We start from the raw sequence: 15,389 nt of genomic DNA on the forward strand, positions 1-15,389 counted from the left end.
GCACTATAATATATAGCAGTTTTCAGCTATTGGTACAGAGAAACCGGGTTTCTGGGGTGTGCTTCATAAACTTGGAATCTGTTATATGCTACACCAACTATCACGATTCGGCTTTCGCCGACGCTAAGCGATGTCTACCGAAACATTAGTTAACTGGCTCGAATCGAGCACCGAATTAGGCATATTATCCCGCGAGATTTTACAGGCGATCGCGGGTGAAATGGAAATGGCAACTTTTCCCGCCGGATTTCGAGTGGTAATTGAGGATACGCCTGTCACTAATCTCTATATTTTAGAACGGGGACAAGCCGATCGCTACCGCAGCAAACAACCGGGATTAATGTGGGCGAGTAGTTTGTTGCCGGGGGCGATCGTCAATTTATCTGCCCTCCAGCGATCGCAACCTGCAGATAGCCGAATTATAACTCGGACAGAATGTCAATTTTGGGTAATTAGTGCCGATCGCTGGCGTGCTTTGTTAGAAAGATATCCACGGATCGCCGAAGCCTACGCTCAACGTTTGGCGACGAAATTAGAGCAGCTAGAAGCAGAAATTGCCTACGAACGAGAGCGTCAAAATGCCCTCCGCAGCTATCTAGTACCTAGGGCGAAACGGGGAGTCATTGGCAATAGTCGTTATGCAGTGAAATTGCGCCAACAAATTCGCACGGCATCGAGTGACAGCCGATCGGTATTAATCTCGGGCGAACCTGGTTTAGAAAAGGATAATTTAGCTGCTTTAATTCATTTCGGTTCCCATCGCCGCAACGAGCCAATTATTCAAATTAAAAGTGCTTTACTTCAGGCTAATGGAGCGGAATTATTCGGGCGGTTGGGCGGCAAACCGGGGCTGTTGGAATGGTTGGGGGAAGGGACGTTAATTTTAAATGACGTGCAAGAATTACCCGCTCAATTATGCCCCCAAATTCAGCAATTATTAACCGATGGAACCTACAGGCTAGTTGTCAAGGAAGGACAAATACCACCACCACCGCGTTCTAGTAATGCCCGGATAATTTTAATCTCAGAAATTGTGCAGCCCAAGCTAGATAAGCTGACTCAACATAAGATTAAAGTCCCATCCTTGCGGGTGCGAAAAACAGATTTAGAAGCACAGGTTAACTATTATCTCAATATCATTGGTCGCAAAAAGAAATTAGTCAAGCCCCAAGTTACACCGGAAGCAATTCGCCGCTTACAAGCCTACGATTTTCCAGGGAATTTGCAGGAATTGCAGGGAATGGTCGATCGCGCCTTAGTTCAAGCACAGGGGAGTCAGGTATTAACGGAAGAAGTGTTTTGGGCCCAGGCAGCGAAGAAACAAAAGTTTCGGCTGAATTTATTAAATATTTATCCAAAATTTCGGCAATTTTTACGGAGCGATTGGTATCCAGATCGCGTGAATTATTGGTTTACCACCTGGGTGTTTGCATTGGTGGTAATTATCCTGTTTGTTGCTCCCCAAGATCGACAACATAATTTTGCCCTAAATATCTTTTGGGCGTGGTGGTGGCCGTTAATTTTATTATTATTTCCCATCATCGGACGATTGTGGTGTGCTTTTTGCCCTTTTATGATTTATGGGGAAATCGTCCAAAAACTATCCCTGAAAATTTTCCCTCGAACTCTCAATAAATGGCCGCGCCAACAAGCCGAGAAATGGGGTGGCTGGCTTCTATTTGGACTATTTACTCTGATATTTCTGTGGGAAGAGTTGTGGAATTTAGAAAATACCGCCTATTTATCCAGTTGTTTGTTGTTGCTCATCACCGCCGGGGCGGTAATTTTTTCCCTAATCTTCGAGAGGCGATTTTGGTGTCGTTATTTATGCCCGATCGGGGGAATGAATGGATTATTTGCTAAACTCTCAATTATCGAACTTCGCGCCCAACAAGGAACCTGCGCGGCGGAATGCAGCACCTACCAATGTTACAAAGGCGGCCCCGGCTTGGGGGAAGGATTAACTACTAATGGCTGTCCGATTTATTCCCATCCCGCCCAATTAACCGATAATAAAGATTGCGTGTTGTGTATGACTTGCTTGAAAGCTTGTCCGCATCGATCGGTAGAATTAAATCTGCGCCCTCCTGGCATTGAATTATGGACTACCCACGTTCCTCACAGTTATGAAGTTGCCCTGTTATTTCTATTATTAGGCGGTATTTATCTGCATCGCTTGCCGGAGATAAATAGCTGGTTGGGGCTGGGCATCAATTTAGAGCAATTTTTACCTCATTTAGGACTGTCGATCGCAGTGTTAATTATCCCGCCGATGATTCCCCTAATTGCCTACGCAATCATGCAGGCAATTTATCGATTGGGACAAGCAGAAGCCATGCCATTTACAACCTACAAACCCCTCTCATTTGTCTCTAGCGCCTACGGTTATTTGCCCTTAGTCTGGGGCGGTAGTTTGGCTCACTATTGGCGATTGGGTTTGCAGGAAGGCGGTCGAGTGATTCCCGTAGCTTTTGCCACTTTCGGACAAATTAGAGACGATTTACCGAGTTTTATCGGCGATCCAGCGGTGATTAGTTTCTTGCAAGGTTTCACTTTGATTGTATCATTATTAGTTACAATATTTGTGACTCAAAAAATTGCCAAGCGCTCGATTAAATCTTTGATTCCACAACATTTAGCGAGTTTGTGCCTGATGCTGAGTTTGTGGTATGCGATCGTAGGAACCTGAGAGTGAGTATGCGCTATATCTTACTTTGAGTTTTAATTTTTTACTCGCTCTGACCAATTTCAGAGCAGGTTTCTTGCTGACAGGTACAGCAAAACACCATTACAAAGATTCCAGAGGAAATGAGTATCAGTTAAAAAGAAAGGGTCAATTGCCCGATCGAGAGTACGGAATGCAAGGGCTAATAGGAATAAACCTATTGCTGCTAATAGAATGAATGGTACGCGCTTTTGCTGTGGATAGTGATACAGTCCTAGTCCGAGCAAAACCAAAAATGCAGGAGCATACGAAATAGAACTATTGAGAAGATTTGTAAATTGCTTGCTAAAATCGCTAATAAAAAAGAATACTGCAAGTAATACTCCTGCATATCCTTAATTCATCCTAACTACCCGATGACTGTAAAGCCATATAAAACAAATCTGAAAGAGGCGAAGAGGAATCACATCTAGTAAATTTGCCCATCGCGTTGCAAATGTATGAAACAGGAAACTTCCGATATTAATACTGGTGTCTAAAGCAATCAGTATCCAAATACCAAGTGATATTTTGTGGTGTCGCTGAGCTAATTGCCAAATAGCTCATGCTGCAATAATGAAAGACACATTGGAAATAGCATTCAGTGGCTCGCTCGATAAACCAGGAATGAGCCGCTTACAGTAAAGGTCGATTTAATCATTCATAGCTCTACCATTGATTTTTTCAAGCTAACTTATAATTGTGTCGCAGATGCTGTACAATACATGATCTAATCTAGAAGACCGCAAGTCGCTGATGTATGTAAACCACTTCTTACTCTCCTTCAGCATTTTAAACTAAACTAAACCTGTATAATTGAAACAGGTGAATGGAAGATAGTACGAGGATTATATTTACACATGAAAGCCTCAAAAAGCTATGTAAAAACTCAATCTAACCCAAAAAATAATCCCGAAATTATGAGCGAATCATCTATTAAACCAGCCCTAATCACCAAAGTTATCCCCGACAGCATCTGCGCTGAAATGGGATTTGAACCCGGAGACTCAATCGTCGCCGTAAACGGTCAAAAACCCCGCGATTTAATTGACTATCAATTCCTGTGCGCCGATGAATTTCTCGAACTAGAAGTTTTAGATGCCAAAGGCAAAACTCACAAATTAGAAATAGAAAAAGAGTATGACGAAGACTTGGGAGTGGAATTTGAAACCGCCCTCTTCGATGGACTAATTCAGTGCAACAACCGCTGCCCTTTTTGCTTTATCGACCAGCAGCCTCCAGGAAAGCGCGAAACTTTGTATCTCAAAGATGATGACTACCGCCTCAGCTTTCTTTACGGCAGCTATCTCACTCTGACAAATCTGACTCAAAAAGAGTGGGACAGAATCGAACAAATGCGGCTTTCTCCTCTCTATGTTTCCGTACACGCTACTGAACCGGAAGTGCGAATTAGGCTGTTAAAAAATCTCCGCGCTGGGAAGATTCTCGAACAAATCAAATGGTTTCAAGAACGCCGCTTGCAAATTCACGCTCAAGTAGTTGTTTGTCCCGGTATTAATGATGGCGAACATTTAGAACGCACTTTGTTAGATTTGGCAAAATTCCATACCGGAAATATGCCGGCTGTAGCATCGGTGGCTGTCGTGCCGGTGGGTTTAACTCGCTTTCGCCCTCCAGAAGATGAACTAATCGCAGTAACTGCGGAAAAAGCGCGAGAAGTAATCGAACAAGTGCAGAAAATTCAAGTGATTTTGAGTCAAGGAAAAGGTAGCGGAAAAGCTAAAAAGCAGAATTCAAAATCGCGGTGCATTTGGCTGGCTGACGAGTGGTTTTTAATAGCTGGTTTAGATTTGCCGTCGGCTGCCGATTACGAAGATTATCCGCAAATCGGTAACGGTGTCGGTTCGATCCGCCAGTTTATCCAGCAGTTTGAAACGGCTTTTGAGAAGCTGCAACCGATGCAAGTCGAGCCAGAGCGCAAGTTAGTTTGGGTGGTGGGGAATGCTGTAGAAAAAGCTTTTGAACCGATCGTACAACAACTAAACCAAATTCCCGGCTTGTCCGTCAACATGGCAGCACTGTGCAGCCACTACTGGGGACAAACCATCACTGTTACGGGTTTGCTCACCGGGCAAGATTTACTCGAAGCTTTGCAGGGGCGAGACTTGGGAGATGGCATCCTGCTGCCGTCGGTGATGCTAAAACAGGGGGAACCGCGTTTTCTAGACGACATGACCCTGGAACAGCTCGCCAGCTCGCTGAAAACCCGGATTTTGCCGGTGAGCGGAGTAGAGGAACTAATCTCGGCGGCGATCTGTCTGGCAAATGCTGAAGTTAAATTCTAAATTTTGAATCGAACATTCAAAAGTTAAGATGAGTATGGTAATTGTGACTTGTAACCGTCGAGTTCAGGCTACAGACTAGAAACTTGAGACCTCAATCTTGCTCTAAAATTGTCTCTAGGATTGCAGAGTAATTAAAAAATTATGCGTGTTTTTCGTCAAATCATCGTAGTCGGAGTGGGCGCTGCAATTACTTTCAGCAACGCCGCACAGAGTGCTTCAGCACAGCCTCCGGCTCAATCTCAGGACAGTGTGGCCCTTAGCAATCAGCTCGAATTAGGGCAGAATGTTCGATCGACCTCGAACACAGCGGCAGAATCCGCATCAGAGGCCGAACAGTCGATCGCCCTTAATCCTCAAACCTCCGAGTCTCAGCAGCAAGGGGGAGCCAAGATCGCATCAACTACCCCAACCGGGCCCGAGCAAGCATCAAAGCCTCAACAGGCTGCTCCGGCTTCCCCATCAACTCTGTCTCAGGGCGGTTCGACACCTCTAAGAGGGTTGGAACCGAAAGACGCTCAGCAGCCTTCCCCGAACCCTCCCAACAATATTCCTGTGCCCAGTGCCCCGGTACCTATTCTCCGGGGCACTCCCAACGAAAGTTTCCCCCCTGTGCCTCCGAGGGGCATTCTAGACACCAAGCCTCCGGCTTCCCTGGAACCCAACCCGAATCCGCTACTGTTTCCGACAAACCCGGAGGATGTGAGGATCGAGCAAACTGAGTCAATTACCTTGCAGCAGGCGATCGACCTAGCCCGCCGCAACAGCCAAGTTTTGCAAATCGCCGGACAGCAAGTGGAACAAAGCAGAGCAGCATTGCGCGAACAGCAAGCTGCTCTTTATCCAGACCTGAATTTTCAAATGGACGCCAGCCGTTCTGTGAGTGCAGGCGGAGAACTCGGAATCCGGGCTGGGCAGCGCCGCCTCAACGCTGTGGCTAACCGAACCGGGCAGCCCGCCGAGCAAGCCGGCACAAATTTCGGCAGCAACAGTCTCAACAGCACTTTGCAGTTGAGCTATGACATCGATTTGTTCGGAAGGCGGCGGGCTAACATCCGCGCGGCAGAGGAACAGTTGCGCCTTCGGGAACTGGATGTGGAACGCCAAGCCGAGGAACTCCGCTTCGATACTGCTGAGGCTTACTACAACTTGCAAAACTCCGACGGACAAGTTGCTATCCGCCAAGCTTCGGTGAGAAATGCCCAGCAAAGTTTGCGGGATGCCGAAGCTTTGGAACGGGCAGGGGTGGGAACCCGGTTTGCTGTGTTGCAGGCTCAGGCAAATTTGGCTAACGAAGTGCAACAACTGTCAGTTGCTCGTCGCGATCAGCGAGTTGCCCAGCGGCGTCTGGCTGAGATTTTGAATATCAGCCAGTCGGCGAACTTGACAGCGGCTGATCCGGTAGAGCAAGCGGGCTCTTGGAGGCTGTCTTTGGAAGAGAGTATTGTGCAGGCTTTTAAGAATCGCCCCGAGTTGGAACAGCAGTTGGTGCAGAGGGATATCAGCAAGCAGCAGAGGCGATCGATTCAGGCGGGGCGTTTGCCTCAACTCAGTGTTGGGGGTAGTTACAACGTACTGGGACAAGACCCTGATAACCCCGATCCCTATACTTCTCGCGGCTGGGCCGATGGTTATTCGATCCGGGCGAGTTTGACTTGGAGTATCTTCGATGGGGGCGCGGCAAACGCCAGGGTGAAACAGCGGGATGCGGATATTACGATCGCCGAAAGTCGATTTGACCAACTCCGCAATCAGGTGCGCCGGGAAGTCGAACAAGCTTATTTTGGCTTAGAGTCGAGTTTTGAGAATATCGAAACTTCTGAGGCGGGGGTTTTGCAGTCGAGGGAAGCTTTGCGTTTGGCGAGACTGCGGTTTCAAGCTGGTGTGGGTACTCAGACGGATGTGATTCAGGCGGAAACTGATTTGACTAGGGCTGAGAGAAACCGATTGTCGGCAATTGTCACCTACAACCTGGGGCTTTCGTCTCTCCAGCGGGCTGTGAGCAATCTTCCGACTAATAACCTCTCGGATGCTCCTTGAGATTGGGTTGGGGCGATTCCCTACCGGATAGCTACGCACGCGCGTCCTTTAATCACAAAGGCAATTAGACATCGGGTATTAAACGTTGGACACATTAGTTAATATTTTGTAATAGAGTTCGATGTCAACTGCGTTAAGGAATCGGCAATGGCCAATATCAAGTTTGTGAAGGAAAATCAGGAAGTCATCGCAGCAGACGGAGCCAATTTGAGGCTCAAAGCTCTAGAGAACCGCATCGATTTGTACACATTTTCGGGAAAGATGATGAATTGCGGGGGCTACGGTCAATGCGGCACCTGCATTGTGGAAATTGTCGAGGGCAGTGAAAATCTGTCGCCCCGCACTGACTTTGAGAACCGCAAGCTCAAGAAAAAGCCCGAAAACTATCGGTTGGCTTGTCAAGCTATGGTCAATGGCCAGGTGAGCGTGAAGACTAAACCGTGAGTTTCAGAAGGCAGAAGGCTAGAGAGGCCAGAGATGGAGAAGGAAAGAAAAATGCAGAAGGCAAAAATTGTGTTTTTTTTCCTATTTCACTGTATAATCACGCCTTTTGCTCGCCTAGGAAAAGAAACTTGGTTTCTAGGACAAATAAGAGATTGGGCAGGAAGGCATCCAGGCAGAAAGCGGGTTTCGACGCTTGTCCGTCAGCTCTTCTTCTGTCTTCGAGTTTGCCTTTTGCCTTTGAGTGATATCCTAGTTGTGTGTGTTTTTCTATTTTCCGATAGAGGCGAGCGTCTTCATGGAAGTTAACGATTTAGGGTTTGTGGCAACCATTCTGTTTGTATTGGTTCCCAGTGTTTTTCTAATCATTCTGTACATTCAAACAGCTAGCCGTCAAGGTAGAAAAGATTAGCAACTGCTGCTATTTCTGTCAGGCGCAAGCTGCTTGCAAAAAAAAGCGCCAACAGCTTTTTGCTGAGGCGCTTTTTTTATTAACTGTTGAGTTTTAGCTGCTAACTCTTAACGATGAGATTCTAGCCTACTGTGCGGGCTAGCAAGACGGGACAGTTGGCATAAACTCGCACGTAGTCTGATAGCGAATTTCCCAGGAGTCGATCGATATCCACAAAGTTTTTGGCAACGCTGGGGCGCCGATCCGGGGAACCGATTACCAACAAGTCGGCATTCAAGTCGTCTGCAATCCGACAAATTTCTTCCCCTGGCTTGCCTGTAGCACTCACGCAGCGGTAGCTAACTCCCATTTGTTTGGTTAGCGCTACTGCCGGAGCTAATACGGGGTCTTTTTCAGCACTTGCTGTTAAATCTTCGCTGGCTTTTCCCGTCAAATCTTTGGTGACGTGTACTAAAATTATCTCTCCGCCACTGACTTCTTTGACCAAAGATAGCGCAAGCTGCAATGACTGTTTGGCAGCTTCTGATTTGTCTACCGCTACCATGACGCGCTTGATTTTTTTGACGTAAATGTCGTCTTTGACTAACAGCATCGGTCGAGATGTTAGCTGGAAAACGTACTGGCTGACGGAGTTTTCCAAAATCGATTGCAGCCGTCCGAGTCCCCGGGAACCCATAATTACTAAGTCGGATTGTTCTTCTTCTGCGACTTGGCAAACTGTGGTTTTCGGGTCTCCCTGTTTGAGCCGAGGATTGACTCTGCTGGGATCTATTTTCAAAGACTGGACTGCTTGTGCTAAAATCTTTCCTCCTTCTTCCAATTTCTCAGCCATGCCATCGGAGGTTACTTGGGGCGGCACGACGTGCAAGACGGTGACAGAGGTTTGTTGCAAGGAAGGGATGTCCATCAACATATTAAACATCTCTTCGCACAAGCCGCGACCGGCTACGGCTACTAAAATTTTTTCTATCATGGTTTTGGCGGTAAAAACAGTTGAGTTTTCTTGTGCGACGTTAAACTAGGGCGTTGGTACTCTAGTTTCTTACTGTCAAGCATAAGCCTGAAGTTTGTCTTATGATTTGTAGAAATGTAGCGTTTTGGAACGATTTGTAAAGTGTTAGAGAACGATCGAACTCAACCAGAACTCGCACCGGCTGGTGCTATTCAAAATCGGCGCGGGATGGACTCTGAGGGCTGGTTTGAATATTTGGTGCGAGTGTATCCTCACCATACTGACTACAGCGGTGTGGTTTGGCACGGGACTTATATTGCTTGGATGGAGGAAGCTAGGGTGGAAAGTTTGCGCTCTCTCGGCATCGAGTATGCAGACTGGGTGGCGCAGGGTTTAGAATTGCCCGTGGTGGAACTTTCGCTGCGCTACCACCGGGCTGTACAAATGGGTCAATCTGTAGCAGTCAGAACGCGGATCGCTGCTACCGAGGGTGTGCGGCTGCTTTGGGATTACGAAATTCGATCGGCTGATACTCAGGAGTTATATGTGACAGCACAGGTAACTTTGGTTGGTGTCGATCGCGACAAGAACAAGATTATCCGGCAATTGCCACCGGCACTAAAGGAGGCTTTGACAAGGCTTTCTGTTAAACCTTCAACCTAAGCTGCTGTTAACTATAAAAAATAGTTTTTGCAGCCCTAGTAAGTAGAGTGCGTGACTTTTGAGTTATTCCCTTCGCCACCAAAATATTCTTTGGTCACGCACCCTACACAAGTGCCTTTTGCCTTCATTGGAACTCTTAAGAATGTCAAAAAAACTGGAATTGCCAGAGCCAAATATTGAACTTCAGCACAATATTTTGGAAAAAACCGAGTTAAACTCTGCCTTAACAACTGAAGACCAAACTATTGTTTTGGGAAAGCCGGACAGTTTAAAAAACGGTGAATTAGCTGAAAGTCAAGGCAAAATTTGGGCGATCGTTTCGCTGTCAGCGGCGCTGCTAGCGGTGTCGCTGGCGGCGATTTTTATTAGGTTGAGCGAACGGGAAATCAGCCCGAATGCTACTGTTTTTAACCGTTTGTGGATAGCAACTGTAGTATTTGGACTATGGAATGGTGCGGGTGTTGCGCGTCGCCGAATGTCTGGGGCTGAAGTTGAAGAGCGATCGAACTACACTCTGCAGGATGTGATGCTGTTAACAGCGGTAGGGGTGGTTTCTTCTGCTTCTGTGGTTTTCTGGGCCTGGTCACTGAGTCAGACTAATGTCGCTAATTCTACTGTACTGCGAAACTTAACTCCTTTATTTACTACTTTGGGGGGATGGCTCCTGTTGGGGCGGCGCTTTGACAACAGGTTTTTGGTGGGACTGGCGGTAGCTTTGTGCGGCGCAATTGCGATCGGAATGGATGATTTACAAGCTGCGAGAGACAATTTTGCAGGCGACATTGCTGCTCTTTTATCGGCGATGTTTTATGCAGGAAATCTGCTAATTTCAGAACATTTGCGAACCAAGTTTCCGGCCACAAATATATTGATATGGCGATGTTTTATTGGCACTATATTGGTTTTGCCATTGGTTCTGCTTGCGGGCGATCGAGTTTTCCCTTATTCTTGGCAGGGATGGCTGACGGTAATTGCTTTGGCGGTGATTTGCCAAGCTTTCGGTCAGGGACTGCTTATCCACAGTCTGGGTCGTTTGTCCTCGGAATTTGTAGCTTTTTTCCTGCTGCTAGAACCCGTAATTACGGCTATTATGGCTTGGGTGCTGTTTTCAGAAAGTTTGAGCTTGTTTAATTGGTTTTCTTTTTCTGTGGTTTTGGCGGGAATATATTTGGGGAAATCTAGCGGTTCGGTCGCTAAAAAATGAAATACAAAGGAAAAAATACTTAAATGATTCCCACATCAATGGGCATGAAGAGCTGGCATTATGACTTTTGTTTGCTTCCTCAATATTTGGAGGTGCTGTTCGCTAAATTGCGGATTGCGGTGGTGTTCGGCGGCGACTGCGCTCGCCCCGGATCAGTGATTTACAAAACTCACAATCCCCGCGGTTGGAAGAGTTACGAAGTCGTCGCCCGCGAGATTGCTAAAGCATTAGCAGAAATTGGCTTTCAGCAAGTTTTTGTCATACCTGACGACATGAAGTTGCCGGAACAACTGAAACAACAAAACATTCATTTAGTCTGGCTGAATACTGGCGGAGTCCAGGGATACAATCCTGTTTGTCACACTCCCGCCTTGTTGGAAATGTTGGGAATGCCTTATGTCGGTCACAATCCTTTAAATAGTTCAACTTTAGATAACAAACACGCTTTTAAGCGGGAACTGCAATCAGTCGGAATTAAAACTGCTCCGTTTATGACTTGGCATCCTTCTCAAGGAATGTTGCATCCTAATTTGCATCAGCGTTTTGCCATTACTTTTGGTGACTATCAAGGGCCGTTTGTTGTCAAACCAGTATCCGGTCGCGCTTCACTGCACGTTCATTTTGTAGACAATATTGAGGGTTTGTCTCAGGCGGTTTCGGAAGTTCACCGAGACACTCACAATACTGCTTTAATTGAAAAGTATTTGCCGGGACGAGAATTTTGTGTAGCGGTCTGCGGCTATGTTACTTATGCTAAAGGCAGATTTTATAAAAATACCAAACCCTTTGCTTTTTCGACTGTAGAGCGGGTGCTGGAACCGGAAGAACGCATCTTTACTTCTATGGATCAAAAGGCGATTACGGCCGACCGAGGACGGTTGATGGGCGGTGACGAACCTGAACTAAAACAAGAGTTAATTGAGTTAGCTCGAAAAATTTATTGGGAGTTTAGTTTGAACAGTTTGGTGCGGATCGATGTCCGAAGTGATTCTGATGGCTCGCTTTATGTTTTGGAAGCAAATCCCAAACCGGATCTGAAACATCCAGGGGAAAATGTCACGAGTTTGGTAGCTTTAGGTTTGGCGGAATACGGGATGAGTTATAACGATTTAATTTTTAGTTTACTGGCGGATAGGTTGGATTATTTGTTGACTCAGCATATCGGAATTATTCCTCATATTGTGGATTTGCTTCATTAATTGGACTTGCAGGGTGCGCTGGGCGCACCTTACCTGTAAACAAAAGGAATTTGTAAAGAAATATAAATTGTTTAGCCAAGTGAACACAGGCTGGCAAGTTGTGATAGCTTTGAGTAATATCAATTCCGGTGGCACTCCTCATGATTCTTGACTGTTGACTGTTGACTGTTGAGTCGGAGTCGCAAAACTGAATGGTTGAGTGTTAACTCTTGGCTCGATTTTATTATTCCGATGGAACTGGAAACGATATAAGATAGGGATTTGTGGATGTCCATTTTTGGGTCAGCATCAAAATAACTCAATTTATTTTAATTAGATAAAACAAATGGAAGCATTACTTTTATTAATAGGATTTGGAGGCGGGGCATTAGTCTGCTGGCTAATTTTGAATAAGCGAAATTCACGCAATTTGGTGCGGATGCAGGGTTCGCAGGAAGCTATATCGAATTTGGCTGCTCAGTTGGATGCCAGAACTTCGGAATTGCGGCAAAAGGTGCAGAATGAAAATCAGCTAAATTCTGAATTGTCTCAGTTGCAAAGTCGGTTGGGAACTGTGACTCGCGAGCAAGAATTGTTAAAAAATCAAGTGTCGGAAATGGAAGATTTTTTGGCAGGAATTGCCCGCGATCGATCGCAAATTGATGCTCTGATTGCTGATTTGCAGTTTCAGCTAGAAAATGCTCAACAATCTGAGTCCCAGTTAGCAGAAGTGGCAGAACTGAAAGAGCAGTTAGAAGTTGCGGATCAGGAGCGATCGCAACTTAACGCTCAATTGCTGGAAATGCAAGCAGAGTTAGAGACGGTGGATGCAGAACGTTCTCAATTTCACGCTCTGCTGTCGGAATTTGAGAGTCAGTTGGAAACGGCTAGCCAAAGCAGATTGCAGGTACAGTACCAATTGTCGGAAATTCAAATTAAGTTCGATCGCTCCATTGAAGAGCGGCAGCAACTTCAGTCTCAACTGTCGGGTTTGCAAGCTCAACTGCAATTAGTCGAAGAAGAGCGATCGCAATTTACTTCGGAATTGTCAGAGCTACAAGCTCAACTGGAGAGTGCAGAGCAAGAACGCGAAATACTCAACTCTCAATTGCAAACTGCTCGCGAACAAGCACAGCAACCTCCATTTGAAGTATTAGAACTGCAAAGACAGTTAGAAGCTGCTAATCTGGATAAAAGGCAGTTAAACTCTCAAGTTCATGAACTACAACTTCAATCCGAAATGGTGGTTTTAGAGCGAGAAAGACTGCTGTCTGAGTTGTCAGAATTGGAGTCTCAGATACATCGCAAGGAGGGAGATAGCTCGCAACTCCAGTCTCAGTTATCAGAACTGCAAGCTCAATTAGAAACTGCTAACACAGAACGCTCGCACCTTTATTCTCAACTGTCGGAATTCCAAAGTCAAATCGAGACAGCCAACCAGAGTGAAACTCAACTTCAATCTCAAGTATCCGACTTAGAATCTCAGCTAGATAGTGTGCGTCAAACTCGCTCTCACTTAGAAGTTCAGCTAGAAAGTGCTAACACAGAACGCTCGCAACTTTATGCTCAACTCTCGGAACTTCAAAGTCAAGCCGAGACAGCCCACCAGAATCAAAATCAACTTCAATCTCAAATTTCGGACTTAGAACAACAGTTAGAAAGTGTGCGTCAGCATCGCTCTGAATTGGAATCTCAACTCACTTCTCAAATTTCGGAATTCCAAAGTCAAACCGAGACAGCCAACCAGAATCAAACTCAACTTCAATCTCAAGTATCGGACTTAGAACAACAGTTAGAAAGTGTGCGTCAAAGTGGCTTTGAATTGGAATCTCAGCTCACTTCTCAAATTTCGGAATTCCAAAGTCAAATCGAGACGGCTAATCAGAATAAAACTCAACTTCAATCTCAAGTATCGGACTTAGAAAATCAGCTAAATAGCCTGCGTCAAACTCGCTCTGAATTAGAAGTTCAGCTAGAAACAGCTAACACGGAACGCTCGCAACTTTATTCTCAACTCTCGGAAATTCAAAATCAAGCCGAGACAGCCAATCAGAATCAAACTCAACTTCAATCTCAAGTATCGGACTTAGAACATCAGTTAGAGAGAGTGCGTCAAACTCGCTCTGAATTGGAATCTCAGCACACTTCTCAAATCTCGGAATTCCAAAGTCAAATCGACACAGCCAATCAGAATCAAGCTCAACTTCAATCTCAAGTATCTGATTTAGAAGCTCAGCTAGAGAGTGTGCGTCAAACTCGCTCTGAATTGGAATCTCAGCTCACTTCTCAACTCTCGGAATTGCAAAGTCAAATCGAAACAGCTAATCAAAATCAAACTCAACTTCAATCTCAAGTATCCGACTTAGAAAGTCAGTTAGAAAGTGTGCGTCAAAGTCGCGATGAATTGGCATCTCAGCTAGAAACTGCTAACAGAGAACGATCGCACATTTATTCTCAACTCTCGGAAACTCAAAGTCAAATCGAGACAGCCAACCAGAATCAAGCTCAACTTCTATCTCAAGTATCCGAGTTAGAACATCAGCTAGAGACAGTTTATCAAGAACGCTTGCAGCTAACATCGCAACTTTCAGAAGCGGGCGATCAACAATCTGAGCATTTTGACTCGGAATCAGAGCAAATTGAAGCATCTACTTCAGATACCAAAGTTGGGAAGAGTCAAGGATTTGTTGTTTCTCAGCAGGGTCAAGGCGATTATACTACTATTAGCGAAGCGCTGAAAAATGCAGCAGCCGGCACGCGCATTGACGTGCATCCAGGCGTTTATCGTGAAAGTTTAATTCTCGACCAATCGGTAGAAATTATCGGCAGCGGAGAGGTCGATAGCATTGTGGTTGAAAGTATCAACTCAAACTGCATAAAAATGGCAACTGATACTGCTTTAGTGCGGGGTTTAACGCTGAGAGCCACTGGGAAATATTACGCTGTAGATATTCGCAAAGGCGAGTTAATCATAGAAGACAGCGATATCACTTCTGCGGACTATTCTGTGGTGGGAATTTGCGGCCCTGATACAAATTCTATCCTCCGCCGCAGTCAAATTCATAATGGGGTATGGAACGGAATTTTTATATCGGATAATGGGAAAGCAACGGTGGAAGATTGCAGTATTTTTGACAACGGCAGTTTGGGAATAGGTGTCGGATTGGGAGGAAAATTGCTCGTGCGCCGGTGTCGAATTAATGGTAATGAAGGTGAGGCGATCGCCGTTTACAGAGATGGCATTGCTACCGTGGAAGATAGCGATTTAACGGGCAATGCTGGGGGTGCTTGGCGCATTGCAGATAACGGATACTTGAACGGCAAAGGCAATCAAGAATAGAAGAAGGAAGTTCGGCAACGGATTATGTAACGGATGTAACGGATGTAACTGATGTCAGGAAGAAGGCATAAGGCATAAGGCAGAGGGAAGAGGGAAGAAGGAAGAAGGAAGAAGGAAGAAGGAAGAAGGAAGAGAAAAGAGGGAAGAGAATT

The 15,389-nt window shown here is 45.7% G+C and carries 10 protein-coding genes; 9 read left to right on the top strand and 1 reads right to left on the bottom strand.

Annotated features, from left to right (window positions below; genetic code table 11):
* The first annotated feature begins 130 nt into the window (after positions 1 to 130).
* The 5 genes from QUA77_RS04780 (at position 131) to psbM (ending at position 7,900) form a co-directional block, all read left to right on the top strand.
* The gene (locus tag QUA77_RS04780) at positions 131 to 2,689 is read left to right on the top strand and encodes a sigma 54-interacting transcriptional regulator (RefSeq protein ID WP_333449418.1); all 2,559 of its coding nucleotides are present in this window, start codon (positions 131 to 133) and stop codon (positions 2,687 to 2,689) included.
* A gap of 935 nt (positions 2,690 to 3,624) precedes the next feature.
* Complete coding sequence (locus QUA77_RS04785) at positions 3,625 to 5,010, top strand: TIGR03279 family radical SAM protein (RefSeq protein ID WP_333449454.1); 1,386 nt, start codon at positions 3,625 to 3,627, stop codon at positions 5,008 to 5,010.
* Positions 5,011 to 5,151: 141 nt separating this feature from the next.
* Positions 5,152 to 7,047: a TolC family protein gene (locus QUA77_RS04790; protein WP_333449419.1), complete on the top strand. Its 1,896-nt coding sequence runs from the start codon at positions 5,152 to 5,154 to the stop codon at positions 7,045 to 7,047.
* 147 nt (positions 7,048 to 7,194) lie between these two features.
* Positions 7,195 to 7,491: a 2Fe-2S iron-sulfur cluster-binding protein gene (locus tag QUA77_RS04795; RefSeq protein WP_333038569.1), complete on the top strand. Its 297-nt coding sequence runs from the start codon at positions 7,195 to 7,197 to the stop codon at positions 7,489 to 7,491.
* Between the two features lie 295 nt (positions 7,492 to 7,786).
* Complete coding sequence (gene psbM / locus QUA77_RS04800; RefSeq protein WP_015177760.1) at positions 7,787 to 7,900, top strand: photosystem II reaction center protein PsbM; 114 nt, start codon at positions 7,787 to 7,789, stop codon at positions 7,898 to 7,900.
* Between the two features lie 121 nt (positions 7,901 to 8,021).
* Here the strand turns inward: psbM and QUA77_RS04805 are convergent, their stop codons facing one another.
* Positions 8,022 to 8,873 (bottom strand): universal stress protein, encoded by an 852-nt coding sequence (locus tag QUA77_RS04805; RefSeq protein ID WP_333064215.1) that lies wholly within the window; start codon positions 8,871 to 8,873, stop codon positions 8,022 to 8,024.
* A 141-nt stretch (positions 8,874 to 9,014) separates the two neighbouring features.
* Here QUA77_RS04805 and QUA77_RS04810 point away from each other — a divergent pair, with 141 nt between their 5' ends.
* The 4 genes from QUA77_RS04810 to QUA77_RS04825 all read left to right on the top strand — a co-directional run bounded on the left by QUA77_RS04810 (position 9,015) and on the right by QUA77_RS04825 (position 15,237).
* The gene (locus QUA77_RS04810) at positions 9,015 to 9,515 is read left to right on the top strand and encodes a thioesterase family protein (RefSeq protein ID WP_333065959.1); all 501 of its coding nucleotides are present in this window, start codon (positions 9,015 to 9,017) and stop codon (positions 9,513 to 9,515) included.
* Between the two features lie 142 nt (positions 9,516 to 9,657).
* Complete coding sequence (locus QUA77_RS04815) at positions 9,658 to 10,719, top strand: DMT family transporter (RefSeq protein ID WP_333449420.1); 1,062 nt, start codon at positions 9,658 to 9,660, stop codon at positions 10,717 to 10,719.
* Between the two features lie 23 nt (positions 10,720 to 10,742).
* Positions 10,743 to 11,918: an ATP-grasp domain-containing protein gene (locus QUA77_RS04820; protein ID WP_333038576.1), complete on the top strand. Its 1,176-nt coding sequence runs from the start codon at positions 10,743 to 10,745 to the stop codon at positions 11,916 to 11,918.
* Positions 11,919 to 12,243: 325 nt separating this feature from the next.
* Entirely contained in the window at positions 12,244 to 15,237 is a 2,994-nt protein-coding gene (locus QUA77_RS04825; protein ID WP_333449421.1) for a right-handed parallel beta-helix repeat-containing protein, read from the top strand.
* The last annotated feature ends 152 nt before the right edge of the window (positions 15,238 to 15,389 follow it).

The sequence above is a fragment of the Microcoleus sp. K5-D4 genome (assembly GCF_036704575.1).
Classification (GTDB): domain Bacteria; phylum Cyanobacteriota; class Cyanobacteriia; order Cyanobacteriales; family Microcoleaceae; genus Microcoleus.

Bases quoted from the DNA above. Each gene is read 5' to 3' on its own strand.
- QUA77_RS04785 (WP_333449454.1), top strand. From the start codon at position 3,625: ATGAGCGAATCATCTATTAAACCAGCCCTAATCACCAAAGTTATCCCC.
- QUA77_RS04805 (WP_333064215.1), bottom strand. From the start codon at position 8,873: ATGATAGAAAAAATTTTAGTAGCCGTAGCCGGTCGCGGCTTGTGCGAA.
- psbM (WP_015177760.1), top strand. From the start codon at position 7,787: ATGGAAGTTAACGATTTAGGGTTTGTGGCAACCATTCTGTTTGTATTG.
- QUA77_RS04795 (WP_333038569.1), top strand. From the start codon at position 7,195: ATGGCCAATATCAAGTTTGTGAAGGAAAATCAGGAAGTCATCGCAGCA.
- QUA77_RS04780 (WP_333449418.1), top strand. From the start codon at position 131: ATGTCTACCGAAACATTAGTTAACTGGCTCGAATCGAGCACCGAATTA.
- QUA77_RS04820 (WP_333038576.1), top strand. From the start codon at position 10,743: ATGATTCCCACATCAATGGGCATGAAGAGCTGGCATTATGACTTTTGT.
- QUA77_RS04815 (WP_333449420.1), top strand. From the start codon at position 9,658: ATGTCAAAAAAACTGGAATTGCCAGAGCCAAATATTGAACTTCAGCAC.
- QUA77_RS04790 (WP_333449419.1), top strand. From the start codon at position 5,152: ATGCGTGTTTTTCGTCAAATCATCGTAGTCGGAGTGGGCGCTGCAATT.
- QUA77_RS04825 (WP_333449421.1), top strand. From the start codon at position 12,244: ATGGAAGCATTACTTTTATTAATAGGATTTGGAGGCGGGGCATTAGTC.